The 25,087-nt window shown below is 62.5% G+C and carries 17 protein-coding genes and 1 pseudogene; 7 read left to right on the top strand and 11 right to left on the bottom strand.

Going from position 1 to position 25,087, the window contains the following annotated elements:
* The first annotated feature begins 43 nt into the window (after nucleotides 1-43).
* Both NVV77_RS04000 and NVV77_RS03995 read left to right on the top strand, forming a co-directional pair.
* On the top strand, nucleotides 44-1,417 hold the full coding sequence (locus NVV77_RS04000; RefSeq protein ID WP_295410971.1) for an FGGY-family carbohydrate kinase: 1,374 nt from the start codon (nucleotides 44-46) through the stop codon (nucleotides 1,415-1,417).
* Nucleotides 1,418-1,488: 71 nt separating this feature from the next.
* Complete coding sequence (locus NVV77_RS03995) at nucleotides 1,489-2,778, top strand: NAD(P)/FAD-dependent oxidoreductase (RefSeq protein ID WP_295410969.1); 1,290 nt, start codon at nucleotides 1,489-1,491, stop codon at nucleotides 2,776-2,778.
* Here NVV77_RS03995 and NVV77_RS03990 read toward each other — a convergent pair.
* Together NVV77_RS03990 and NVV77_RS03985 are read right to left on the bottom strand one after the other, a co-directional pair.
* Nucleotides 2,775-3,692 (bottom strand): DMT family transporter, encoded by a 918-nt coding sequence (locus tag NVV77_RS03990; protein WP_295410967.1) that lies wholly within the window; start codon nucleotides 3,690-3,692, stop codon nucleotides 2,775-2,777. The two genes, NVV77_RS03995 and NVV77_RS03990, sit on opposite strands and share 4 nt — an antisense overlap.
* Nucleotides 3,693-3,841: 149 nt before the next feature.
* On the bottom strand, nucleotides 3,842-6,316 hold the full coding sequence (locus NVV77_RS03985) for a glycoside hydrolase family 2 protein (RefSeq protein WP_295410965.1): 2,475 nt from the start codon (nucleotides 6,314-6,316) through the stop codon (nucleotides 3,842-3,844).
* A gap of 237 nt (nucleotides 6,317-6,553) precedes the next feature.
* On the opposite strand from NVV77_RS03985, the gene NVV77_RS03980 reads away from it, so the two are divergent.
* Together NVV77_RS03980 and NVV77_RS03975 are read left to right on the top strand one after the other, a co-directional pair.
* Complete coding sequence (locus tag NVV77_RS03980; RefSeq protein WP_295410963.1) at nucleotides 6,554-8,536, top strand: EAL domain-containing protein; 1,983 nt, start codon at nucleotides 6,554-6,556, stop codon at nucleotides 8,534-8,536.
* A gap of 93 nt (nucleotides 8,537-8,629) precedes the next feature.
* Entirely contained in the window at nucleotides 8,630-9,001 is a 372-nt protein-coding gene (locus tag NVV77_RS03975; RefSeq protein WP_295410961.1) for a DoxX family protein, read from the top strand.
* 136 nt (nucleotides 9,002-9,137) lie between these two features.
* Here NVV77_RS03975 and NVV77_RS03970 read toward each other — a convergent pair whose 3' ends face one another.
* The gene (locus NVV77_RS03970) at nucleotides 9,138-10,994 is read right to left on the bottom strand and encodes an ABC transporter ATP-binding protein (RefSeq protein WP_295410959.1); all 1,857 of its coding nucleotides are present in this window, start codon (nucleotides 10,992-10,994) and stop codon (nucleotides 9,138-9,140) included.
* Between the two features lie 206 nt (nucleotides 10,995-11,200).
* Nucleotides 11,201-13,063, bottom strand: a complete 1,863-nt coding sequence (locus NVV77_RS03965; RefSeq protein WP_295410956.1) for an ABC transporter ATP-binding protein — start codon at nucleotides 13,061-13,063, stop codon at nucleotides 11,201-11,203.
* Nucleotides 13,064-13,365: 302 nt separating this feature from the next.
* Here NVV77_RS03965 and pepN point away from each other — a divergent pair, with 302 nt between their 5' ends.
* Complete coding sequence (pepN, locus tag NVV77_RS03960) at nucleotides 13,366-16,002, top strand: aminopeptidase N (protein ID WP_295410954.1); 2,637 nt, start codon at nucleotides 13,366-13,368, stop codon at nucleotides 16,000-16,002.
* Nucleotides 16,003-16,377: 375 nt separating this feature from the next.
* Here the strand turns inward: pepN and NVV77_RS03955 are convergent, their stop codons facing one another.
* Entirely contained in the window at nucleotides 16,378-17,223 is an 846-nt protein-coding gene (locus tag NVV77_RS03955; protein ID WP_295410951.1) for a hypothetical protein, read from the bottom strand.
* Between NVV77_RS03955 and NVV77_RS03950 the strand changes: the two genes are divergently transcribed.
* Together NVV77_RS03950 and NVV77_RS03945 are read left to right on the top strand one after the other, a co-directional pair.
* On the top strand, nucleotides 17,195-17,929 hold the full coding sequence (locus tag NVV77_RS03950) for a sensor histidine kinase (RefSeq protein ID WP_367178590.1): 735 nt from the start codon (nucleotides 17,195-17,197) through the stop codon (nucleotides 17,927-17,929). The two genes, NVV77_RS03955 and NVV77_RS03950, sit on opposite strands and share 29 nt — an antisense overlap.
* Before the next feature lie 3 nt (nucleotides 17,930-17,932).
* Entirely contained in the window at nucleotides 17,933-18,106 is a 174-nt protein-coding gene (locus NVV77_RS03945; RefSeq protein WP_295410949.1) for a hypothetical protein, read from the top strand.
* On the opposite strand, the gene NVV77_RS03940 is transcribed toward NVV77_RS03945, so the two are convergent.
* From NVV77_RS03940 to ccmI, 6 genes and pseudogenes are all read right to left on the bottom strand, one after another.
* Nucleotides 18,103-19,062, bottom strand: coding sequence for a DUF294 nucleotidyltransferase-like domain-containing protein (locus tag NVV77_RS03940; protein ID WP_295410947.1), 960 nt, complete (start codon nucleotides 19,060-19,062; stop codon nucleotides 18,103-18,105). The genes NVV77_RS03945 and NVV77_RS03940 overlap by 4 nt on opposite strands.
* Before the next feature lie 55 nt (nucleotides 19,063-19,117).
* Nucleotides 19,118-20,983 (bottom strand): annotated as a pseudogene (locus tag NVV77_RS03935) (bifunctional [glutamine synthetase] adenylyltransferase/[glutamine synthetase]-adenylyl-L-tyrosine phosphorylase); the annotation flags it as partial.
* A 118-nt stretch (nucleotides 20,984-21,101) separates the two neighbouring features.
* Nucleotides 21,102-21,506, bottom strand: coding sequence for a cytochrome c-type biogenesis protein (locus tag NVV77_RS03930; protein ID WP_367178586.1), 405 nt, complete (start codon nucleotides 21,504-21,506; stop codon nucleotides 21,102-21,104).
* A complete protein-coding gene (locus NVV77_RS03925; RefSeq protein WP_295410945.1) occupies nucleotides 21,503-23,476 on the bottom strand; it encodes a heme lyase CcmF/NrfE family subunit in 1,974 nt (657 codons plus the stop codon). The genes NVV77_RS03930 and NVV77_RS03925 overlap by 4 nt, the downstream gene beginning before the upstream one ends.
* Complete coding sequence (ccmE, locus tag NVV77_RS03920; RefSeq protein ID WP_295410944.1) at nucleotides 23,473-23,949, bottom strand: cytochrome c maturation protein CcmE; 477 nt, start codon at nucleotides 23,947-23,949, stop codon at nucleotides 23,473-23,475. Before ccmE ends, NVV77_RS03925 begins: the two co-directional genes overlap by 4 nt.
* Nucleotides 23,946-25,025, bottom strand: a complete 1,080-nt coding sequence (gene ccmI / locus NVV77_RS03915) for a c-type cytochrome biogenesis protein CcmI (protein ID WP_295411371.1) — start codon at nucleotides 25,023-25,025, stop codon at nucleotides 23,946-23,948. Before ccmI ends, ccmE begins: the two co-directional genes overlap by 4 nt.
* Nucleotides 25,026-25,087: the final 62 nt, after the last annotated feature.

Genomic DNA, 25,087 nt, shown 5'->3' with positions numbered 1-25,087 from the left:
ATTTTCCGCTATGGGGCCGGTACCCTAGAGAAAGCGTCGCGCCATGACTCAGTCCCTGCCCCGCCATATCGCCGTGATCGATATCGGCAAGACCAATGCCAAGGTCGTGCTGATCGATGCGGCAAGCGAAGCACTGCTCGGCTCGCTCAGCCGGCCCAATAGCGTGCGCCGCGACGCGCCCTATCCGCATGCCGACGTTGAGGGGCTGTGGGATTTTATCCTCTCGAGCCTGGGCGAACTCCACCGCGAACACGGGATCGATGGCATTTCGATCACCACCCACGGCGCCACCGCCGCGCTGATGGCAGGCGATCGACTGGCGCTGCCGGTGCTCGACTATGAATATGACGGCACACAGGCCTCGGACGAGGCCTATGACCGCGCCCGGCCGGGGTTTGCCGAGACGCTGTCGCCGCGCCTGCCCAATGGGCTCAATCTTGGCGCGCAGATTTTCTGGCAGGCGCGGGCTTTTCCCGAAGACTTCGCCAAGGTCACCGCGATCCTGACCTATCCACAATATTGGGCGTGGCGCCTGACTGGTATTCACGCCAGCGAAGTGACCTCGCTCGGCTGCCACACCGATCTCTGGTCGCCGGACAAGGGCGACTTTTCCTCGATGGTCGATGTGCAGGGTTGGCGGGCTTTCTTCCCGCCGATCAAGCCGGCGGCTTCTGTCCTCGGGCCGTTGCTGAACAATCTTGCGGACTATACCGGGCTGCCGGCGGATACGCCGGTGACCTGCGGCATTCATGATTCCAATGCTTCGCTGGTGCCGCATCTGGGTCGCCACGAGGCTCCGTTCACCATTCTGTCGACCGGCACATGGGCCATTGCGATGACCGTGGGCGGGGATACAGCAAAACTCGACCAGGCGCGCGATAGCCTTGCCAATGTCGATGCTTTTGGCCGGCCCGTGCCGACTGCGCGCTTCATGGGTGGGCGCGAGTTCGACACCATCGTGGGCAAGATCGTTGCGCCGAGCGAAGTCGATATCGCCGCGGTGATCGAGCGCGACGTGCAGGCGCTGCCGACCTTTGCGCCCGGCGTCGGTCCCTTTGCAGATGGGCGGGGGCGCTGGACCGTGGCGCCCGAGGGGCTGACGGATGGCGAGCGTACGGCTGCGGCTTCGCTGTATCTGGCGCTGGTGGCGCGTGAATGCCTTGATCTGTGCGGGCTGGGCAAGAGCATCACCATCGAAGGGCCGCTGGCGCGCAATGCCGTGTTCGGCGCGGCGCTGGCGACACTGGCTGAGCGGCCGGTGCATGCTTCGGGCGATGGCACGGGCACGAGCCTTGGGGCGAGCCTGCTGTTTGGTGGCAAGCCGGCCCACGAGCAGCATGACAGCCCCATCGTGCCCCTGGTTCATCCCGGATTTGCGGACTATGCGCGGCGCTGGCGGGAACGCGTCAAGGCCTAGACCTTGGGCCGAGATGCATTGACGGCGGGCCATCGGCATCCCATGTCTGGATCACAGACATGGAGGCCGACATGGCAGAGCCGAAGCACCGCATCGTAATCATTGGCGGCGGCTTTGGCGGTATAGCGGCGGCGCAGGCGCTGGCGCGCGCCGATGTCGAGGTGTTGCTGATCGACCGGCGCAACCACCACCTGTTCCAGCCCCTGCTCTATCAGGTCGCGACCGCGTCGCTGAGCCCATCGGAAATCGCCTGGCCGATCCGCCACATCCTGCGGAGGCAACGCAATACGCGAGTGATCATGGCGACTGTGACCGGGATCGATGTGGCGAACCGGCAGGTGCTTATCGAGGATGGCGCGCCGGAGCGCTATGATAGCCTGATCATCGCGACGGGTGCGCAGCACGCCTATTTCGGCAATGACCAATGGGAAGAGTTTGCTCCCGGGCTCAAGACGCTCGAGGATGCCACCGCGATCCGCCGAAAACTGCTGCTGGCTTTTGAAGCGGCGGAGCGTGAATTCGATCCGCGCAAGCGCCGGGCGCTGTTGACCTTCGCCATTATCGGGGCCGGGCCGACGGGCGTCGAAATGGCCGGGGCGATCAGTGAGCTTGGACGGGCAAGCCTTGCCGGGCAGTTCCAGACCATTGCGCCGGAAGACCTGCGCGTGGTGCTGATCGAAGGCGCGGATCGCGTCCTCCTCAACTTCAAGCCGGAGCTATCGGCTTATGCGCTGAAGTCGCTCGAAGATCTCGGTGTCGAGGTTGAACTCGGCCAGATGGTCAAGGCGATCGATGAAGACGGCGTGACCTTTGGTGAGAAGCGCCTCGCGACCAAGACGGTGATCTGGGCGGCAGGGGTGGCCGCTTCGCCGGCCGCGAAATGGCTGGGGGTGGAAGCGGATCGATCGGGGCGGGTGAAAGTCGAGCCAGACCTTTCGGTGCCCGGGCATCCCGAAATCTTTGTGGTCGGCGACACGGCCAGCATTGCACGACCGGATGGAAAACCGGTGCCAGGCGTCGCTCCTGCGGCCAAGCAGGCGGGCGCGCATGCTGCCCGCGCTGTGGTGAAGCGGGTGGCCGGCGACAAGGCCCAACACCCCTTTGTCTATCGTCATGACGGCGATCTGGCGACCATCGGCAAGCAGGCGGCGGTGATTGATTTCGGCTGGCTGACGCTCAAGGGCTGGTTTGCCTGGTGGGTGTGGGGCATTGCCCACATCTACTTCCTGGTGGACGTGAAAAACCGCATCTTCGTGGCCATGAGCTGGCTGTGGATCTATCTCACCGGCCAGCGCAGCGCTCGGCTGATCACGCATTCGACTGCACCTGTTGCAGAGACGCTGGCGGACGTGGACAGCTAGGCCGGTTCGTTGACCGGGGTAACCTCGGCCTTTGAGAGCTGGCGTTCGCGCAGCCAGATATAGAGGCCGCTCAAGATGATGATGGCGGCGCCCAGGATGAACCACTGGTCGGGTGGCTGGTTGAAAATCAGCCAGCTGGCGATCGAGAGGTAGAGCAGGCTGAGATAGCTGAACGGGGCAAGGATGGCCGGCGCGGCGAAGCGATGGGCCACCGAATTGAGGAAGTGCCCACCAAGGCCCGCTGCGCCCATGATGAAGAAGGCGACCCAGGAGATCGGCTGGGTCGGCCATGCCCAATCCGTAAAGGCGACCGGCGCCAGGAGAATGACGGGCGTTGCGCCTGCAAAGAACTGCTGGGTTGAAGCGCTGTCGACGCCCGCCAGCTTGCGGGTGAGGATGGAAAAGAGCGCCAGGAAGAAGGCGCAGCCGAGGCTCAACAGGGCGGCCGGCTGGAAGGCCTCGGAGCCAGGGCGCACGATGATCAGAATGCCGATGAAACCAACGCCGATAGCGAGCCAGCGGCGCCAGCCGACCGTGTCACCCAGAAGCGGGCCGGACATGGCGCAGATCAGCAGCGGCGAGGTGAACTGGATGGCGCTGGTGACCGTGAGCGGCAGGTAGCGCATGGCGAGGAAATTGAGGCCGGTGGTCGCCAAAAGGCAGACACCGCGCAGGATTTCCAGCTTCCAATTGTTGCTCTTCATCACGTTGAAGCCGCTGACCGGCAGGAAGAGCAGCAGCAGGAGCGCCAGGTGCATGCCGTAGCGCATGAAGACGATCTGCGTTGTCGCCATGCCTTCGACTGACAGCCACTTGGCCGAGATGTCGAGCACGAGAAGAACGAGCTGGGACATCAGCACCAGGCCAATGCCCAGGTTCGCGCGGCTCTCGATGGGCGAAACCGTGGATGCCATCAGGAGAGTCCATATCCGGCAGGGAACAAGAACGTGCCGAGAATACGGGGGCGAGACATGGCTGGTCCGGGCAGGAAGAAAAAGGCGGTCCCGCACCGATGCGCGATGGGGACCGCCAAGTCAATGCTCTAGTATGGAAGAGGCGGCACTCAGAACGTCTCCGCGAGATTGCGCAGTGTCAGCGAGCCGGCGAGATCGGAGGACGTCACCTTGGCGCCGTGGCGCGGAATGAAGGTGAGATCGACCTGCTGGCCCGGCAGCAGCGTGATGGCATTGTCCGAGAAATAGCCAGGGATATCGACTGTCGCGGTGGCGAAGAAGGCGGGCTTGTCGCTTGAGAGCGTCAGCACGGCCTGACCATCCCGATCCGACCACGCGGCGGAGATGGATGGCTGCACCAGCTCGTAGGCCTTGTAGGGTTTCGGGAAATAGTCGTTTTCGCCGAGGATCGTGCCGGTCGCGTCCTTCCAGGTGAAGTAGAGGAATTCGTCGGCGGCCAGGTTCGCGGCGGAAATGGTCGTGACGCCAATGGCCGCGTCGGCGCTGATGGCGCTGTTGCCGGAGAACACAACGCGGCTTTCGCCGGTGACTTTCGCGGCGATGACTTCGAGAGCGATCGAGACCGGGCGGCCGGTGTCGTTGATCCCCTTGAGCGTGATCTCGGAGCCATCGGCATTGGGAACGGCGACGACATTGACGAGGCGGAAGAAGCGCTTGGCCATGTGGTGCATCAGCTTCCACTGCCCGCCGTAGTCAAGGCTCGACCAGCTCGCCACCGGCCAGATGTCGTTGATCTGCCAATAGAGCGTGCCCATGCAGCGCGGCTTGGTGGAGCGCCAGTATTCGATGGCGGTCTTGATGGCGAGGCCCTGCTGGATCTGGGAGAGGAACACCATCTGGTCGAAATCGCGCGGGAAGCGGAAATAGCGCGTCATCGTCTCGATGATGCGGGCATTGCCGCCATTGTTGCGCTGGTGGTTTTCCATGACCGGCGAGGACGGATTGCGGTCTTTTTCTTCCGAGAAGGTCTCGATGACATTCATCGAGGTGAAGGACTGGAAGCCGAATTCGGAGGCAAAGCGCGGATTGACGGTGCGGTAGGCGTCAAAGCTCTTGGCCGAGTGCCAGACGTCCCAATAATGGAGGTCGCCGCGGGTATCGGAGTGCCAACCGTCGGAAAAGTCCATGTAGCCGAGCGAGGGCGAGGACGGCCAGAAGCGGCGGGCGGGGTCTTCGTCCTCGACGATCCGGTGCAGCATGGAATTGAGCCGGTCGTAATTGGCGATGTAGCGCTCTTTCTCGGCGCGGGTTTCCGGATACCAGTTGAGCGAGCCGATGACCTCGTTGTCGCCGCACCAGAGGGCAATGGAGGCGTGGTGCGAAAGGCGGCGCACCTGCTGGGTGATTTCGGTTTCGACGGAGGCGAGGAACTCGCGGTCGGACGGATAGCTCATGCAAGAGAACATGAAATCGTGCCAGAGCAGGATGCCGAGCTCGTCGCAGAGCTCGTAGAAATAGTCCGGCTCATACTGACCGCCGCCCCAGATGCGGAGCATGTTCATGTTCGCGGCCTTGGCGCTTTCCAGGAGATCGCGGATGACCGTGGGCGTGACGCGCGAGGGGATGGCGTCGGCCGGAATCCAGTTGGCGCCCATCATGGTGATGTCGCGGCCATTGATGCGGCACTTGAACGAGTGGTCAATCTCGTCCTTCTCGATGATCCATTCGAGCTTTCGGAGACCAATCTTGCGGGTGGTGACTTCGCCTTCGAGGTTGGTGGTCAGCTCATAAAGCGGCTGGGCACCCTGCCCGGCTGGCCACCAGATTTTTGGATTGGAAATCGTCACATTGTGGGTGAAGACGTTTTCGCCCTTCTGGACCGCGACCTTGTCGGTGATGGTCTGGCCGTCGATCTTGTGTTCGAGTTCGACTTCGCCATGGGCGAAGGCGAAGACGCGGGTTCTTACTGAGAGTTCGACAGAATTGGCGCCGTGGGTCTGTTCGACCTCGACACTGTCCTGGCGGGCGAGGCGCGATTTGCGCAGGCTCATCGTGCCGTAGACGCCGACGGGCATGGTGCAGATGCCCCAGTCCCAACCCGCATGGCAGGCTGCCTTGCGGATGAAGTTCATGTGGATGCCCTTCAACCCATTGGTCTGGTAATTGTAGGTGAAGGGGATCGGGAAGGGGTGCGCGTCCGAGCGCGCCTTGGCGACATCGGGGGCAACGCCGAACTCGATGCGCAGGATATTTTCGCCCAGATGCACCTTGCCGGTGACGTCGATGTCGTTGCGGACAAAGCTATTGTCGGTGCGGGCGACGACTTCGTCATTGAGCAGGATGGTGGCGATGCAATCGACTTCGGAGAGGGTCAGCGTCAAGTAGCCGTCGATATCGGCCGCCGAGGCGTCGAAGCGGCGCTCGACATGCCATTCCGTCTCGCCCACCCACATCACGACCTTTTCGTTCTCGCCGAAATAGGGATCGGGGATGAGATCGGCAGCGAGGAGCGCGCCGTGCACGTCGCCCGGCAGAGTGATTGCCGTCGTGATGTTGCGCGCCGGCGCGGTCAGGCCATAGGCGCCGCTGAGATCAAGTGCGGTGTTGAAGCTGGATATCGTCAAGTCGTCCTCCTGCCAGCCGCGGCCGGCACCTCTGGCAGTCGCAAATCAACTACCGAAATCGATTTCGGAGGCGTTTGTAGCGGGAAGCGCGGCGCCTTCCAATGGGCAGAAAAGGGTTTTTTGCTGCCTGTTGCATCGTTGCGAATGCGAAATTTGCTGCCCGAAGAGGCCACCGCCGTAGATTTACTGATCTGTTAGGAAATCCAAGCCTAGGCTTGTCATACAAAGGGCAGTGCCATGTCAGTATTCCGGCGCCTGGGCCGCGTCATTTTTGAGTCTCCGGGGTCGGCAGAACTGTCGCTGGCCCAATGGCACGCACTTAAGCGCCAAGTGCCGCTGATGTACGCCATGTTGCTGGCCAATATGATCATCCTGGCTGCAACGCATTTCTCCGGCGCCCCCAGGTTTCTGACGCTGCTCATCCCCGCAGCGCTCACCGTGCTCTGCGGCTCGCGCATCCTGCGTTGGGTGCGCAGCGATAGCGCGACAATCACACCGGACCAGGCGCGCCGCGATATCAGGGCCATGGTGGTCCTCGGCCCGCTCATTGCCGTGGGCATCTCCGGCTGGGCACTCAGTCTCTATCCCTATGGCGGCCCCCTGCAGCAGGCGCACATCGCCTTTTTCATGGCCATCACCACCATTGGCTGCATGTTCTGCCTGCTCAATGTGCGCCTGGCGGCCGTGGCGATCACCGCCTGCGTTCTTATCCCCTTTACGGCCTTCTTCGCCCTGACCGGGCAACCCGTCTTCGTCGCCATCGCCCTGAACATGGTTCTGGTGACGGCAATCCTTGCGACGATCCTCATCGACAATTATCGCGGCTTTACCGGGCTGGTTGCGTCCCGCCAGGAAATGGCGCGCCGGCAGGAGCAGACGCAGCAATTGCTCGATGAAAACCACCGCCTTGCCTGGCTCGACAGCCTGACCGGGGTGCCCAATCGCCGGTCCTTTCAGAAGGAGCTGGCAAGAGCCCTGGAGGACGCCAAGGCAAACGGAAAAACCATCGCAGTGGCGCGGCTCAATCTCGATCGCTTCAAGGCGGTGAACGAGGTTTTCGGTCAAATCATGGGTGACCGGGTTCTGATCGAGGTGGCGCAGCGGATCGACATCACCCGGCCGTTCTCCTCCTTTCTCGCACGCCTCGACAGCGACAATTTTGCTGTGATCCTGACCGAGAATTCGTCGGGGGCCAATCTGGAGCGGCTCGGCCAGCGCCTTTGCGAGGCCATTGCACGGCCGGTCAAACTGCCGCTGGGTACGGCTCATGTCACCGCCTCCATCGGCTTTGCCGCATCGGGGCCGGAGGACACGCCGGAAACGCTGTTCGACCACGCCGACTATGCCGGATGGCTCGCCAAGCGCGACGCACGGGGCGGCACCATGGTGTTTTCGGCCATCGATGCGCATGACCTCAGGCAGATCCGGCGCATGGAGCATCTGCTGCACACGGCCGATCTCGACGAAGAGATCTATGTCCTGCTGCAGCCGCAATTCGACATTGCCATTGGCGAGACGACGGGCTTTGAAGTGCTGGCGCGCTGGCGCAGCCCGATCCTGGGCGAAGTGTCGCCGGCCGAGTTCATTCCTATGGCCGAGCGCATGGGCCAGATCGGAAAAATCACCCAGATCGTGCTGCGCAAGGCGCTGGCGATCAGCGAGCAGTTGCCACGACGCATGCGTCTGTCGGTCAATCTTTCGGCCAATGACATTGGCTCGCCCGCGGCCATTGATGCCGTCATCGCGCAGGTGGAGGCCGCGCCGCGCCCGAGCCGCGTCGATTTCGAAATCACCGAGACCGCCATCATGCGCGATCTCGACCAGGCCAAGGAGGCGCTTTCGCGCCTTCTCAGCCTTGGCGCGCGCATTGCCCTCGACGATTTCGGCACCGGGCATTCCAGCCTCACCCATGTGCAGCGCTTGCCGCTGCACCGGATCAAGATCGATCGCAGCTTTGTTGCCGAAGTGACGAGCGATCCGACCAGCCGCGCCATCGTCAAGACCATGGTCGATCTCTGCCGGAACCTGGGCATGTCCTGCGTTTTCGAGGGGATCGAAACCGAGGCGCAGCTTGAGGCTCTTGCCGGCCTCGGTGGCACGGTGATGCAGGGCTACCTTTTCGGGCGACCGATGCTGCCGGAACAGGCCCTCGCTCACGCCGAAAAAAGCGATGCGGGTTGGCGCCCGGAGCACAACCAGCGCTTTGGCGCGGCGAGTTGATCTGGATAAATCTCTGGCAGCGCCTGTCGAAATCCGCCCTGTCGCTTCGTCGCAGAAACGAGCGGACGATGACGGAACCGCAGGAGGCAAAGAATGATCAGGACTGGTTGGGTATTGAGCGCGCTGGTGACGCTCTTTCTTCTGGGGGCTTCGGCTGCACCCAAACTCATCAATTCACCGCTGGCGCTTGAGCCGCTGGAAGTGGTGGGTTGGCCGGCGAAATACCTGCTGCTGATCGGCATTATCGAGGTGGTCTGCGCGGTGCTCTACATCATACCGCGCACGGCTCTGCTCGGCGCCGTGCTGATGACCGCACTGCTTGGCGCCGCGCTGGCAGCAAACCTGCGGGTGGACAATCCGCTCTTCAGCCATACGCTGTTCAGCATCTACCTTGGCACCTTGGCATGGGCGGCGCTTTGGTTGCGGGAGCCGAGGCTGAGAAACCTCTTTCCAATTGTGCGGTAGCGTCATGTTCGTCGTCGCCACCGGCTTGTCCCGGTGGCCCATGCGGAGGCGCGATGGATTGCCGGGACAGGCCCGGCAATGACGATGGTGGGGGTATCGTAGGCAAAAAGGCCCGGTCGATTGACCGGGCCTTTTCTTATTGTGCTGCTTCGAGGTCCAAGAAACCGCCGGACTGACGTTCCCAGAGCATGGCGTAGTGGCCGCCCGAGGCGAGGAGTTGGGCGTGGGAGCCCTCCTCCACAATACGACCCTTTTCGAGCACCACGAGCCGGTCCATGGCCGCAATGGTCGACAGGCGATGCGCGATGGCGATCACCGTCTTGCCCTGCATGAGCTGGGTGAGCTGCTCCTGGATCGCCGCTTCCACTTCGGAATCGAGGGCGGATGTGGCTTCGTCGAGTACCAGGATCGGCGCGTTCTTGAGGAGAACGCGGGCGATGGCGACGCGCTGGCGCTGGCCGCCGGAGAGCTTTACGCCGCGCTCGCCCACATGGGCATCATAGGCCTTGCGGCCCTGCGGGTCGGACAGACCCATGATGACATCGTGGACATTGGCCTGCTCGGCCGCCCGCATCATTTCCTCGTCGGTCGCGTTCTGGCGGCCATATTTGAGGTTCTCGCGGACAGAGCGATGCAGCAGGGATGTATCCTGACTGACAAGGCCGATGGCGGCGCGGAGGCTTTCCTGGGTCACCGAGCGGACATCGCTGCCGTCGATCTTGATCGAACCGTCCTGCACGTCGAACATGCGCAGGGCAAGGTTCACCAGCGTCGACTTGCCCGAGCCGGAGCGGCCGACGAGGCCGATCTTTTCGCCCGGCTTTACCGTCAGGCTGAACTCGTCGATGACCGAGCCTTCCTTGCCGCGCCAATAGTTGAAGCTGACATTGTCGTAATGCAGCTCACCCTTGGTGACGGCGAGAGGCTTGGCCTCAGGCGCGTCGAGCATGGTCAGGGGCTGGGCGATGGTGTCCATGGAGTCCCGCGTCGTGCCGATCTGACGGAAAATGTTGGAGCCAATTTCGAGGATCCAACCGCTCATGTTCATGATCTGCAGGGCGAAGGGAATCGCCGTTGCCACCGCTGCGGCAGTGAGCACACCATTGTTCCAGCCGGCGAGGGCCAGCCAGGTGACGGAGACCACGAGGCCCGCATTGAGCATGAACAGGATCGACCACATGTAGGTGAACACCCGCATGAGTTTGCGGAAGCTCACGGCATGGTCGAGCACGCTGTCGGCGACATATTTGTCTTCATGCTCGCCGGAGGCGAAGGTCTTGAGCGTCTGGATATTGGTGTAGCTGTCGACGATGCGGCCGGTCATCACCGATTTGCTTTCCGAAAGTTCCTCGGAATAGCGGGCGATGAGCGGCATGGTGATGGCAAACAGCACCGCATAGAGCAGCAGCCATACCCCGATCGGCACCAGAAGAACCGGATCGAGCTGGGCCAGGACGACGATGGCGACCACGACGAAGACCAGGGCATACCAGGCCGCGTCGATAGTGAGGTTGACGCCGATTTCGATGGCTTCACCGGCCTGGATGACCTTGTTGGCGATGCGGCCGGCAAAGTCGTTCTGGAAGAAGGTCCAGCTTTGCCGGATGACATGCCAGTGGCTTTGCCATCGGACGATATCGACGAGGTTGGGGACGATGCCGTGATTGCGCACGAGCGTGTCGAGCACGAAGGTCAGCGGGCGGACGATGACGACGACGAAGACCATCCAGAGGAAGGTCTGGGTGTGCTGGTCGAAAATTTCGCCGGGATTTGTAGTCGCCAGCATGCCCACCACCATGCCGACAAAGACCGGCATAAGCGCATCGGCGACCGAACCGATGGCAACGAGGCCAATACGGATCGCGAAGGCGCCTTTGAACTGGGCGACGAAGTAGCGAACGAAAGGAGTGAGGCCCATAGGCGGCTGGCGATTTTTGGCCAGGGCGACGGGCGAATAGAGATTGTCGAAGAAGTCGATGACGCGGTTGAACATTTTCTGCTCATTTTATTGAGCCGCGCCTGACAGAACGCTCGGTTCGTATCAGGTTCGGTGCCGGGAAAGGGGTTTGCATTGGCTCGGGGCGATGGCATTCGGATTGCCCAGGTGTCGCGTCATGATGAAATCTCCCATTTGGGATCTCCTTTGGTTGACGCCCTCCACCATGGAGGGCGTGTGAAATCTGTTTGGGACGGCGGCGCCTACTGCGCCGCGTCCTCGACCTGATCCATCTCCAGGAACCCGCCCGATTGGCGCGCCCAGAGCTGGCTATAGATACCGCCCGAATCCACGAGCTCGGCGTGGGTGCCCTGCTCGACGATCTGGCCCTTATCCAGCACCACCAGACGGTCCATCATGGCGATGGTCGACAGGCGATGGGCAATGGCGATCACGGTTTTGCCGCGCATCAAGAGCTCGAACTGGCTCTGTATGGCGGCTTCCACCTCGGAGTCCAAGGCTGACGTTGCCTCATCGAGCACCAGAATCGGGGCATTTTTCAAGAGCACGCGTGCGATAGCGATGCGCTGGCGCTGGCCGCCCGAGAGTTTCACGCCGCGTTCGCCCACATGGGCGTCGTAACCCCTGCGGCCCTTGTAGTCCGAAAGGTCGGCGATGAAGTCGTGGGCCTCGGCAAGTTTCGCCGCTTCGATCATCTCTTCTTCGGTCGCGTCGGGGCGGCCGTAGACGATGTTGTCCCGCACCGAACGATGCAGCAGCGACGTATCCTGGGTCACAACGCCAATATTGGCACGCAGGCTATCCTGCTGGATCGTCGCAATATCATTGCCATCCACCAGAATGCGCCCGCCCTGCCGGTCGTAGAAGCGCAGCAGCAGGTTGACGATGGTCGACTTGCCCGCCCCGGAACGGCCGACAAGGCCGACCTTCTCGCCCGGGCGGATATTGAGGTTGAGCCCCTCGATAACACCAGACGATTTTCCATAGTGGAATGAGACATTGTCGAACTTGATGTCGCCCTCGACCCGGCCGATTGGCTTGGCATTGGGCTGGTCCGACACGACGCGCGGCAGCGAGATGGAATTGATGCCATCCTTGACCGTGCCGATGTTTTCGAACAGGGACGACATTTCCCACATCACCCACTGGCTCATGCCCTGGAAGCGCATGACAAGGCCAAGCGAAACGGCGAGCGCGCCGGGGCTCATGACGCCCTGCATCCAGAGCCAGATGCCCGTGGCGCCCACCGCAAAGAGCAGCAGCGCATTGGACCACAGGACCAGCATATTGAGCCAGGTGAAGAGCCGCATCTGCCGATAGACGGTGCCCAGAAACTCATCCATGGCCTCGCGGGCATAGGACTCTTCGCGGTTGGAATGGCTAAAGAGTTTTACGGTCGCGATATTGGTGTAGCTGTCGACGATACGGCCGGTCATCATCGATCGCGCATCGGCCTGGGCCTGCGAAATCTTGCCCATGCGCGGGATGAAATAGACCATCAGCGCGATATAGGCGGCGAGCCAGACGAGGAACGGAATGGCCAGGCGCCAGTCTGCCGATGCCGCCAGGATGACTGCGCCGGTGAAATAGACGACGACATAGACCAGCATGTCGAGCAGCTTCATGACCACTTCGCGCACGGCGAGCGAGGTCTGCATCAGCTTGGCGCCGATGCGGCCGGCAAACTCGTCCTGGAAGTAGCTCATCGACTGGCGGATCAGGTAGCGATGCGCCATCCAGCGGATACGCTGCGGGAAATTCCCAAGCAGCGTCTGATGCATGGTCAGGGTCGAGAGCAGCGCGAAGCCGGGAACGATGAAGACGATCATCGCGCCCATCAGCGCCAGCTTCCAGCCGTCCGTCTGCAGGAAGGTCTTGGGATCGGCCGCCGCCAACCAATTCACCACATCGCCGATGAAGCTGAAGACGAGGATTTCGCCCATGGCGACCGCGGCCGCAGCAAAAGCCATGACGGCCAGCCACTTCTTGGCGCCGTGGCTATAGTGCAGGCAGAAAGCCAGAAGACCCTTCGGTGGCTCGGTCGGCTCTCCCAGGGGATAAGCGTCCAGCTGTTTTTCGAACCATTTCAGCACTTGCGTCACCATGTATATCGTCCGGAAGGGACACCATGGCCGAACGCTAAGTGACGGCTATGACATTGGCCGTCAGCAGGTTCTGGCGATGGGCGATCCATCCAGGGAAATTTCAAAGACCGCGCTCGATACGTTCCGTTGAACGCAGAGGAGCCGCGTGGCGTTTAGCCCAGGCCTCCTCCCTAATGCCCGGAAGCATCAAAGAATTGGGCTATGCAGCCAAGAGCGGCGTAGCATACACAAAAGGCTAGAGTCGGCTGTTGCCACTTGGCCACATTCGAGCGTCAGAAAATAACGTTGCACTGGACCATTTCATGCGCACCGAAACCGAGCACACGATCTTCCTCAAGGACTACGCACCGACGCCGTATCGGATCGTTGCCGTGGACATGGATTTCAAGATCACCGAGGCGGGAACGCGGGTCCGGACGCAGATGACGATCGAGCCGCGGCCGGAAACGGCGCCCGGCACATCGCTCGTGCTCGACGGCGACGGTTTGACGTTGCAATCAATCGCCATCGATGGTCTGCCGCTGATGCTGTCGGGCTATGCGACCGATGACAATGGGCTAACCGTCGTGGAACCGCCCTTCCGTCGCTTCGTGCTCGAAACCGAAGTCAATCTCACGCCCGAGACCAATACCAAGCTGATGGGGCTTTATCGCTCGAGCGGCACCTGGTGCACGCAGTGCGAGCCCGAGGGATTCAGACGCATCACCTATTATCTCGACCGCCCGGATATTCTGGCGCCCTTCAAGGTGCGGATCACGGCGCCGCGCGACATCGCGCCGGTCCTGCTCTCCAACGGCAATCTGATCGACAAGGGCGACGCGGGTGACGGCACGCATTTTGCGCTTTGGGAAGATCCATTCCCGAAGCCCGCCTACCTCTTTGCGCTCGTGGCCGGTGACCTCGGCTCGATCACCGACACCTTTACAACGGGCAGTGGCCGCAAGGTCGACCTCGCCATCTATTGCACCCATGGCAAGGAGGCCGAATGCTTCTACGCCATGGACAGCCTCAAGCGCTCCATGGCCTGGGACGAAAAACGCTTCGGCCTCGAATATGATCTCGATGTGTTCAACATCGTTGCCGTTAGCGATTTCAACTTCGGCGCGATGGAGAACAAGGGCCTCAACATCTTTAACGACAAGCTGGTCTTCGCGCTGCCCGAGACGGCGAGCGATGCCAATTATGCCAATATCGAACGCGTCATCGCGCACGAATACTTTCACAATTGGACCGGCAATCGCATCACCTGTCGCGACTGGTTCCAGCTCTGCCTCAAGGAAGGCCTGACCGTCTATCGAGACCAGGAATTTTCCTCGGACGAGCGCAGCCGCCCGGTGCAGCGCATCCATGACGTGGAAAACCTGCGCATCACACAGTTCCCCGAGGATGGCGGCCCGCTCGCCCATCCGCCGCGGCCGGATCGCTATCGCGAGATCAACAATTTTTACACGACGACGGTCTACCAGAAGGGCTCGGAAGTCGTCCGCATGCTGGCAACGCTCCTGGGCGAAGCCGGCTTTCGCAAGGGGATGGACCTTTATTTCGAGCGCCATGATGGCGAGGCGACGACCATCGAGGCTTTCCTGAAGGTCTTCGAAGACGCTACCGGCACTGATCTCAACCAGTTCTCCCGCTGGTATCTCAATGCCGGCACGCCGGCCGTAACGGCCAGCGACAGCTATGATGCGGCAAGCCAGACCTATACGCTGACCCTGTCGCAAAAGACGGCGCCGACGCCGAACCAGCCGGACAAGCCGCCTTTCGTCATTCCGGTGAAGTTCGGCCTGATCGGCCCCAATGGCAGCCCGATGGGCTGGACCGGCATTGCCGGCGGCACGGTCAAGAACGACCTCATCGTTCTTGATGGCGATAGCGTCACGCTGACCTTTACCGGGGTTGCCAATCGCCCGGTGCCGTCGCTGCTGCGCGGCTTCTCGGCTCCCGTAAAACTCTCGACCAATCTGACCCAGCAGGACCTGCTGTTCCTCGCGCGGCACGATAGCGATCCATTCAATCGCTGGGATGCACTGCAGACAGTCGCGACGCAATTGCTGGCCGCCGCCGCTACCGGCAAGGCGCCGGCGTCGAGCGATGTCGACGCGCTGCGCCAGGCCATTGTCGACGCGCTCAGCGATCCCTCTCTCGACCATGCGTTCAAGGCGCAGGTTATCGCCATGCCCGACGAAACGGTCATTGCCCGCCAGATCGGCAGGGATGTCGATCCGAGCGCGGTTGCAGAAGCGCGCCGGGCGTTGATCCGCGCTATCGTCGGGCCAGTGGCCGAGCGTCTCGAAGCGCTTCATGCCGAATTGCAGGTCATTGAGCCCTATAGCCCCGATGCTGCCCAGGCAGGCCGCCGCTCGCTGCGCAATGGTCTCCTGTCGCTGCTGACGGCCGGGTCGGACCGCGGCGCGGCCCTCGCTGAAGCGCAGTACCATGCGGCCAGCAACATGACCGACCGCTATGCGGCCCTCGCCATTTCGGCCCACAACTGGACCAGCGCTGCTCCCGCCCTTCTCGGCGATTTCCGTACGCGTTTCTCCGGCGATCCGCTGGTGTTCGACAAGTGGCTGGTTGCCTCCTCGCAGGCTCCGGACGATGCGGCGATCGAGCGCCTGCGGGCCATTCTGGCGGCTCCGGATTTCCCGCGCACCAATCCGAACCGCCTGCGCGCCCTGCTCGGCAGCTTCGTGATGAGCAATCCGGCGCAGTTCGCGCGGGCCGATGGCCTGGGTTTCCGCTTCATCACGGAAGCTGCGGCAGAGATCGACAAGGTCAACCCGCAGGTGGCCGCGCGCATCCTCACGGGCTTCCGCATCCTGCCGCTGCTGGAAAGTGGCCGTCGAGAGGCCGGCCGCGCCGCTCTCGAAGCGCTTAAGAACCATCACACGCTGAGCCGCAATACCGGCGACATTGTCGACCGAATCCTCGCGGGCTAAACGCCTGATATCGAGCAAAAATGCGATGCCTCCCCACCTCAAAAGGGGGAGGCATCGCTGTTTCTGGTATCCGACCTCACCGCAGCGTTATTCTCAAAGGGCTGTGGAAGGATTTTTCTTTTCGCCTAAGTGATTCAAGAGACTCACGTTTTGGCGCCGCGCCCGCCGGGACGCAAACACCCCTATGGACAAGCCCCCTACGGGTGATTCATTACTTGTTAACGAGCAAATCGCTTCGGGGCTAACCCTTTAAATTTATGGAGAATTTCATGCGGTCGTCGGAGGTATCCGGCGCCGATGCTGATGGATTCGGCATGGGCAATGGGCATAATTTTCGGCGCCTCCGCCGCCAGGGCACGGCTGCACCCCGCGGGTTCAGACACCGTGTCCTGACGCCGATGACGCTGGCCGTCGCCGCCACCGCCTTTGCCGCCGCAACCCTTTTTCATCGTCTACGACGTCGTCACAACGCTGGGCGAGGTCAAGCGCGAACTCTCGCTCATCGGGGTTGCCGTCGCCGCCCGCGTTGCCAATGAGCCCACGACCGTCGCCGAAACGACCCTTGCGAGCACACCGAGCGATTTTCCGGGCATTACCCGCGCGCGCTTTGTCGAGGCAGAAGCCGATTTCGGCGATTTCTTCTCTCACGCCGTGCCGGCCGGGTCGCATGGCCTGCTCAGCGTGCAGGCGGAGCAATCGGGCGCAGTTGGCGTCCTTGCCGGCCGCGGCGCAGCGGCCCTGGCACTTGCCGGCCTTGTAACCGCCTTGACGGTGCGCCGTCGTCGCGACGAGGCCATGCCCGACCCGATGGAGCGCCATACCTACCGCTCCCTCACCTCGGCGATCCCCATGGGCATCGCCTGCTGGACCACCGACGGTCGCATGATCGTCTGCAATGGCGATTATCGCGAGCGCCTGCAGCTTGATAGCGATGCCATCACCTATCCCGAAGCATTGGGGCGCCTGCTGTCCGGCGGCTATATGAAACTGCTGCGCGAAGAGAGCGGCAACCGCCTGCTGGAGCTGCACCAACAAGACGGCTCCTGTCTCCTGATCGACGAACGCCCCCTGCCCGATGGCGGCTTCATGACCATCCTTTCGGACGAGACCGAACGCCGACGCACCGACGTTTTGCTCTCGACCATTCGCGAAGAGCAGCGCCTCTTGGCGCGCCGCTACCACGAAGAAAAAGATCAAGGCCGAGGCTGCCAGCCGCGCCAAGACCAATTTCCTCGCCCATCTCAGCCACGACATTCGCACCCCGCTCAACCATATCATCGGCTTTGCCGAGCTGATGGAATGCGAGACCTATGGCAAGATGGGCGACCCGCGTTACGCAGAATATGTGCAGTCGATCAAAACTTCGGGCGAGCACCTGCTCAATTCCTTCGCCGCCATTCTCGATCTCGCCGAACTCGAAAATGGACAAAAGGTGCTGCGCGCCGACGCCGTCCCGCTCGACGAAGTCATCACTGCGACCTGCCGCCGCTTCCGCGGTCAGATCGCGCGGGCTGGTCTTGCTCTTTCGGTCAATTCCGAAACGGGCGCGATGCTCTGCGGCGATCGGCTGGCCTTTGTGCGCATGGTCGGCAATATCGTCGAGAATGCCATTCGCTTTACTCCGGCAGGTGGCAAACTGACCCTCGCGACCTTTGCCGCAGACGATGGCGTCGTTATCGAGGTCACCGATACCGGCATTGGCATGAGCGAGGAACGGCTTTCGAGCCTCAGCCAACCCTTTGCCTTGGGTGACGCCACTTTCACCCGCGAAGGTGTCGGTCCGGGCCTCGGCATTTCCATTTCGCGCGCCATTGCGGAGCTAAGCGGGGGCCGGATGGTTATCGACTCCGCGCCATCCATAGGCACGACGGTCGCCATTTCGCTGCCGCTTGATGTGCGGCACAGCAAAGTGACCGTGGCGGCCTAGATCATGATCAACCGCGAGTGGCACGAAGCGCATCGTCTGGGCCCGAAAGCCAAGCTGGACGAACGCGTTGCGTGGCACATCGAGCACGCCGAGCTTTGCGGCTGCCGGGACATGCCCGAAAGCATCAAGGCCGAGCTCGCCAAGCGCGGCATTCCACAGCCGGAACGGCGGCACTAGAGCCTTCGCGCCGCCTCGTACCAGGCTGCGGCGGCGGCAGCCACTTCGCCCTGCATCTCCGACACATCAAGCGCCAAACGCCCGAAATCGGGATAGTGGCAAAGCTGGGCCAGCAGGTCCTGGAATGCCGGTGACCAGGCTTCGTCCTTGAACGGACTGACCAGGGCCGAACTCATGATCTGTAACACAGTCGCATAGACCGTGTGGATTTCTGCAAGGCGCTGGCCCTTGGGCACGAGTCCAATTTCGCCGAGACGCGTCAGAACCTCGGCCGGTGGCGCCTGTGGCAGGTCGATCTGCGCACCGGCAACGAGCTGAGCCGATTGGGCGATAAATTCGAGATCGACGAGGCCGCCGTCGGCGAGTTTCAGGTCAAAGGCGTGACGCGGCTTGCGCTCCTTGGCCATCAGCGCGCGCATGCTCACGACGTCGTCGATGATCTTGTCCTTGTCGCGGGGTAGCGCCATGACCTCGGCCATTTCACGCTCGACCACGGTGGGAAGATCACCCGTGCCGGCGACGACGCGGGCGCGGCTAAGCGCCAGGTGCTCCCAGGTCCATGCCTCCCCACGCTGGTAGGAGCGGAACGAGGCAAGGCTCGTCGCCAGCGGCCCGGCATTGCCGGAGGGCCGCAGCCGCATGTCTGTTTCGTAGAGCACGCCCTCGCTGGTCGGCGCCGCGAGCGCAGCAACGAGGCGCTGGGTCAGGCGCGCAAAGTAATGCGATGGGGCCAGTGGCCGTTCGCCATCGGATTCCGCGTCCGGCGCGTCATAGAGCAGGATGAAATCGAGGTCGGAGGTGAAGGTCATCTCCCGGCTCGCCATCTTGCCGAAGGCGAGAAGCGCCGTGGAAGCGCCCTCGATCAGGCCATGGCGGCGGGCAAATTCTTCCTGCACGCTGGCAAAGAGGCGATTGAGCAGGGTTTCGGCGAGAGCCGTGAACTGTTCCCCGGCCACTGCGGCGCTGACGGTGCCCGAAAGCAGGCCGGCCGCGACGAGGAATTTTTTGCTCCTGCCCGATGATGCGGGCGCGGTCGATCAGCTCCTCATAGGTGCGTGCGTCGGCAAGGAAGGAATCCACCTTGGCGACCAGCACGTCGCGATGGGTGACGTCATTGGCAAAAGCAGGATCAATCAGGCCATCTACGACATGAGCGCGATGAATGACCGCCTCGGCCATGCGCGGCGCCGAGGCCATGAATTGCACGAGCAGCGAGAGCAATTGAGCATGGTTGCGCAGCAGCGCAAAGAGCTGCACGCCGCCCGGAAGGCGGGAAAGGAAATCGTCCATGCGCGCGAGGCCAAGGTCGGCGCTGCCGGCATTGGCGAGGGTTGTCAGCAGGGAGGGCAGCAGTTCCGTCAGATGCGCTCGTGCGGCGGCGCTGCGCGTGGCGGCATAGCTGCCATAGTGCCATTTTCGCACTGTCTCGATGGCCTTGTGGGCATCGGCAAAACCCATATTGGTCAGGGTTTCGAGCGTATTTGGATCGTCATCGCTGCCGGTGAAGACGAGATTGCCTTCCACCGTGCCCAGGGACTCTCCTTCGGTGAAAAGCTCGGCGTAGTAGCGCGCGACGCGCTCGAGGGCGGCACGATAGTCGGTCTCGAACGTTTGCAGGTCGGGCTGGTTCATCAGCCGGCCGATGACCGCCACGGCCTCGGGCGTTCCGGGCATGATGTGGGTCTGCTCGTCGCGGAGCATCTGCAGGCGGTTTTCGACGGCACGGAGGTACCAATAGGTTTCGGTCAACTCGCTCGCCGTGGTCGGACTGATCCAGTTGGCCGCTGCCAGGGCCGCCAGTGCCTGCGAGGTCGGGCGCACGCGCAGGGCCTTGTCGCGGCCACCCGCGATTAGCTGTTGGGTCTGGGCAAAAAACTCGATCTCGCGGATGCCACCGCGGCCGAGTTTGACATTGTGGCCCTCGACGCGGATATCGCCGACATTCTTGGACACATTGATCTGGCGCTTCATCGCCTGGATATCGGCGATGGTCGCGAAATCGAGATGCTTGCGCCAGACATAGGGCGCGAGTTCCTTCACGAACGCCTCGCCCACCTGCTTGTCGCCGGCACAGGGCCGCGCCTTGATCCAGGCGGCGCGCTCCCAGTTCTGGCCGCGCACTTCGTAATAGGCCAGCGCCGCATCGACCGAGAGCGCTACGGGTGTTGAACCGGGATCAGGGCGCAGTCGCAGGTCGGTACGGAAGACATAGCCATAAGCCTGATGGTCCTCCATCAGCCCCACCAGCTTCTGCACCATGCGCGAATAGATCTTCGTGCCTTCGCTCGGGTCGACCAGCACCGGCTTTTGCGGATCGAAAAAGGCGACGATGTCGATGTCCGACGAATAATTGAGTTCGCGCCCGCCATGCTTTCCGAGAGCGAAGAGCGCGAGGCCGGAGTTTTTGGCGCGCGCTTCTTCGCGCAGAAGCAGCAATTGACCCTTGTCGAAGGCCTGAACCATCAGGAAATCGAGCGCGGCCTCAAGGGCAGCATCGGCAAGGTCGGACAGTGCTTCGGTCGCTCGCGCCGTCGTCCAGACGCCACCGGTTTCGGCCACAGCCGCCAGAAGCGCCGTGCGCCCCTTGGCGATGCGTAGCGCCCGGCCAAGGCCGGCCTCATCCGCGGTGATACCCGCTTCGGCCACCGACACCAAAAGCTCGGAAAAGACTGTATCCGGCCCGCGCTCGAGCGCATCCGCCAGCCAGTCCGGATGGGTCCGAGCCAGTTCGAGCAGATAGGGCGCCGATTGCAGCAAGGTGCTGAGGGTGGGTGTCGCCGCCTTGAAGGCGGAAACGGCCGTGGCCGGTAATTCAGCCAGCAGAGCGTCAAAAGCGGGATGCGGAATGGCGGGCAAGGGCGAGAGATGGATGCTCATGAAAGAGGCATATCCCGCCGCCAAGGCGCCAGCAAGCCGCCCTCAACCCTTTGTCGTGTCACTTTCCTCAGCGTCGGAAAGTTCGGCGAGAACGCGCTTTTCGTCGTCGGAAAGAGGTTCAGCTTTGGACGTGGATGACGCTCGCCGCATGGCCCAAAAAGAGGCCGAACAGTCCAAGCGCCAACAAGGCAGGTGCAGCGATCCAGAGGATCAGCGTGTGGTTGTTGAGCCGGGGATTGAGCAGCACATATTCGCCGTAGCGATCGACGAGATACTGTTCCACTTCGGCATTGCTGTCGCCTGCTACCAGCCGCTCACGCACCAGAACACGAAGGTCGCGCGCGAGATCGGCGTCGCTGTCGTCGATGGACTGGTTCTGGCAGACGAGACAACGCAGGCCGGCCGAAATATCTCGGGCGCGTTGCTCCAGCGCCGGATCATCCAGCATCTCGTCGGGCGACACGGCGAGAACGGGCATGACGAGGCAAAGAACCAGCGCGAGCAGAGTTAGCAGGCGCTTCATTCCGCCGGCTCCATGACTTGCTTCGCCGCCCGCTGCGGCGCGCCTACGCGGAGGCGCCGGTCGGTCAGCGAAAGCACGCCGGCGCCGGCCATGACCAGGGCGCCGATCCAGATCAGCAGGATATAGGGCTTGTACCAGATGCGGACGACATGGGTGTTGTCGAGCGGCTCGCCCAGTTGCAGATAAAACTGCGACAGGCCGTAGGTTTCGATGGCCGCTTCAGTTGTCGGCATGCCGCTCGCCACATAGGTGCGACGCTCAGCCTCCAGCGTTTTGGTGCCGCCGCCCGGAGCGGTGACGGTGAAATGTCCGGTGTCGGCCATGTAGTTCGGCCCTGGGATTTGCTCGAAACTATCGAAGGCAAGGGAATAGCCGCTGAGTTCTGCCGTCTCGCCCGGATTGAGCGTCGTCACTAGTTCGGTTTCCCAGGCGGTGACCGAGACGATGCCGAGAACCGTCAGGCCCAGCCCCATATGGCCGAGCGCCGTCGACCAGATGGTGCGCGGCAGGCCAACAAGGCGACGAACGCTTTCGCCGACCGGAATGCGACCTATGCGCCCGCGCTCGATCAATTCGGCGAAGGCGCCAAACGTCACCCAGAAGCCGAGCAACAGCCCGAGCGGAGCCAGCGAAATCGAAATGCCGCCAAGAGCCGAAACCAGAATGGTGAGGAAAATGGCGAGGCCCGCCGCGCCCACCAATCGCTGTCCGGCAGCAACGAGATCAGCCCGCTTCCAGGGCAACAATGGCCCAAAGGGCAGTACGAGCAGGAGCGGCGCCATCAGCGCGCCGAAGGTGAGATTGAAGAAGGGCGCACCGACCGAAATCGTCGTACCCGCCAAAGCATCGAGCAGCAACGGATAGAGCGTGCCGACAAGTACCGCACCCACAGCCGTGGCGAGGAACAGGTTGTTGAGAATGAGCGCGCCCTCGCGACTGATGGGCGCAAAAAGCCCGCCTTGCCGCAGGCTGCTTGCCCGCAGGGCAAAAAGCAGGAAGGCGCCACCGATGAGCACGGCCAGAATGGTCAGGATGACGAGGCCGCGCGTGGGGTCGCTGGCAAAAGTATGGACCGAGGTCAGAATGCCCGAGCGCACGAGGAAGGTGCCGAGCAGCGACAGCGAAAAGGTGATGATGGACAGAAAGATCGTCCAGATTTTCAGCGCATTGCGCTTCTCCATCACCAGCGCCGAATGCAGCAGCGCCGTGCCGGCGAGCCAGGGCATGAAGCTGGCATTTTCGACCGGGTCCCAGAACCACCAGCCGCCCCAGCCGAGTTCGTAATAGGCCCAGTAAGAGCCCATGGCGATGCCGAGGGTGAGGAAGACCCAGCTCAGCATGGTCCACGGTCGCACCCAGCGCGCCCAGGCCTGATCGATGCGGCCCGAAATCAACGCGGCCATCGCGAAGGAGAAGCAGATCGAAAAGCCGACATAGCCCGCATAGAGGAGCGGAGGATGAATGGCGAGGCCGATATCCTGAAGGATGGGATTGAGGTCCGAACCTTCCAGTGGCGGCGGCGACATCCGGGCGAAGGGATTTGAGGTAAAGAGCGTGAAACCGCCGAAAGCGGCGACGAGCAGGCTCTGCGCGCCCAGCACCAGATTGAGCAGGTCAGCCGGCAAGCGCCGGCCAAAGGCCGCCACCAGCGCGCCGAACAGCACAAGAATCAGAATCCAGAGCAGGAGTGAACCTTCGTGATTGCCCCAGACGCCGGAGATCTTGAAGATCAGTGGTTTCAGCGAATGCGAATTGTCGACCGCCAGCTTCAGCGAAAAATCCGAAACCACAAAGGCCTGGACCACAGCCAGGAAGGCCACGGCCACCAGCACGAATTGCAGTATGGAAGCCTGCGCCAGCACCTGCGCCAGACGCTGGCCGCTGCGCCACAACAACAGACCGGCCAGCGCCGAAACGGTGGCGATGGCACAAGCCAGGATCAGGGCAAAATGGCCAACTTCGATGCTCACGGCGTCGCAGTCTCCGGCCGCCATTCGCCCTGCGCCTTCAGCGCATCGACGACTTCACGCGGCAGGTAGTTTTCATCGTGCTTGGCCAGCACATTGGTGGCGACAAAGCTGCCATCGGGGCCAATCGCGCCCTCGGCGACGACGCCCTGCCCTTCGCGGAACAGGTCGGGCAGGATGCCGACATAATGCGCCGCTATCTCAGTCGCGCCATCGGTCACGACGAAAGTGTTCGACTGCCCCTCGCGCACCCAGCTGCCGTCCTTGACGAGACCGCCGAGCCGAATGGGATGACCGGGTTCGACGCCACGCGTCTGAACATCGGTCGGAGAATAAAAGAACACGATCTGGTCGCGCAGCGCCGTCAGCACCAGCGCGGCGGCAATCACCAGAACCACGCCCAGCCCGGCAATGACAGCCAGGCGCTTTTGCTTGCGCGACCATCCTTTGCGGCGAACAGCAGACGGCATGGTCATTGCTCAGCTCCATTGAGTTTCAGGCCAGCGGCCAGCGCCATGCTGTCGAGCTCGCCTCGATCAAAGGCCGCGGGATAGGCAGCTACCGCCCCGTCATAGGCAATCTGCGCATTGGGCAGATCGCCAAGCACGATGTAGGAGCGCACCAGTTGCGACCACTCTTCGACAGTTCCGCCATCAGCATAGAGGCGCGTGGACAAGCTCTCTACCATGCCTCGGATCATCTCTGCTTGATCCAGCGCAGTCGTATCGACACCGTCGTTCTCTGCCACGGCGAGCCCCTGCTGGGCAGCCTGCAACCAGGGTTCATCGCCCTGCGCCAGATCGATGGCCGCCTGCCAGAAGCGAACGGCGTCGTCATATTGGCCGGTGCGCGTCAGTTCGGCGCCAAGGTAAAGGCGCGACTGCACATGGCTCGCGTCCATCTCGGCGGCGGTACGCAAGAGCCCCATGGCCTCTTCCGACCCTGCGCCATCGGCGGCCAGCAACAGCGCCTCCGCCCGATCGGTCAGCAATTGAGCGGTTGGTTCCGAGAGATCAATGATGCGGCCATAGGCATTCGCAGCCTCGGCGAAGCGGCCAACTTCCAGCAATGCGGGCGCCAGCACGGTCCAGCCGCGCAGATCATCGGGATCGGCCGTCAGCCGTTCCTCAATGCGCGCGATAGCAGCGCCCAGGTCCATGTTCTGGGCGGCCACGTCGGCGCGCCCGGCAAACGGTTGGCCGGGCAGGTTCGGATTGCCAAGAAAGGCATAGAGACCAAGCGCCAATGCGGCGACGAGACCGAGGCCCGAAAGCAGCGTACCCCGACCGATTTCGTGCGTGGCCTGTGGCCCAGCCTCGGCCTTGGCGCGCAGCATTTCGCGGGCCAGTTCGCCCCTGGCGCCCACGGCTTCCTCGGCCCCGATCTTGCCGGCGGCGAGATCGGCGTCGATCCCAGCCAGCACAAGGCGGAAATGGCTGTTGGCATCAGCGCTTTCGGCGGCGCTCACGTTGACCACGCGACCGCGCCCCGCGTACAACAACGCGGCGCAGGCAATGGCGGTGACTGCAATGGCGATCAACCAGAAAATCATGGGCCCCAAACGCTTGCTTTCCTCAACGAGCAAGGTTGGGTTCTCTATAAGCCCATTGCGGC

Origin of the sequence: Devosia sp., from assembly GCF_024707125.1 — a bacterium.
GTDB lineage: Bacteria > Pseudomonadota > Alphaproteobacteria > Rhizobiales > Devosiaceae > Devosia.
Note: the sequence above shows the minus strand (reverse complement) of the source record. Positions and strands in the feature narration are given on the sequence as shown.

What these genes read in the sequence shown, in the direction of transcription:
- pepN (WP_295410954.1), top strand. Translation starts at nt 13,366, where the DNA reads ATGCGCACCGAAACCGAGCACACGATCTTCCTCAAGGACTACGCACCG.
- NVV77_RS03970 (WP_295410959.1), bottom strand. Translation starts at nt 10,994, where the DNA reads ATGTTCAACCGCGTCATCGACTTCTTCGACAATCTCTATTCGCCCGTC.
- NVV77_RS03965 (WP_295410956.1), bottom strand. Translation starts at nt 13,063, where the DNA reads ATGGTGACGCAAGTGCTGAAATGGTTCGAAAAACAGCTGGACGCTTAT.
- ccmI (WP_295411371.1), bottom strand. Translation starts at nt 25,025, where the DNA reads ATGATTTTCTGGTTGATCGCCATTGCAGTCACCGCCATTGCCTGCGCC.
- NVV77_RS03975 (WP_295410961.1), top strand. Translation starts at nt 8,630, where the DNA reads ATGATCAGGACTGGTTGGGTATTGAGCGCGCTGGTGACGCTCTTTCTT.
- NVV77_RS03980 (WP_295410963.1), top strand. Translation starts at nt 6,554, where the DNA reads ATGTCAGTATTCCGGCGCCTGGGCCGCGTCATTTTTGAGTCTCCGGGG.
- NVV77_RS04000 (WP_295410971.1), top strand. Translation starts at nt 44, where the DNA reads ATGACTCAGTCCCTGCCCCGCCATATCGCCGTGATCGATATCGGCAAG.
- NVV77_RS03945 (WP_295410949.1), top strand. Translation starts at nt 17,933, where the DNA reads ATGATCAACCGCGAGTGGCACGAAGCGCATCGTCTGGGCCCGAAAGCC.
- NVV77_RS03990 (WP_295410967.1), bottom strand. Translation starts at nt 3,692, where the DNA reads ATGGCATCCACGGTTTCGCCCATCGAGAGCCGCGCGAACCTGGGCATT.
- ccmE (WP_295410944.1), bottom strand. Translation starts at nt 23,949, where the DNA reads ATGACCATGCCGTCTGCTGTTCGCCGCAAAGGATGGTCGCGCAAGCAA.
- NVV77_RS03995 (WP_295410969.1), top strand. Translation starts at nt 1,489, where the DNA reads ATGGCAGAGCCGAAGCACCGCATCGTAATCATTGGCGGCGGCTTTGGC.
- NVV77_RS03930 (WP_367178586.1), bottom strand. Translation starts at nt 21,506, where the DNA reads ATGAAGCGCCTGCTAACTCTGCTCGCGCTGGTTCTTTGCCTCGTCATG.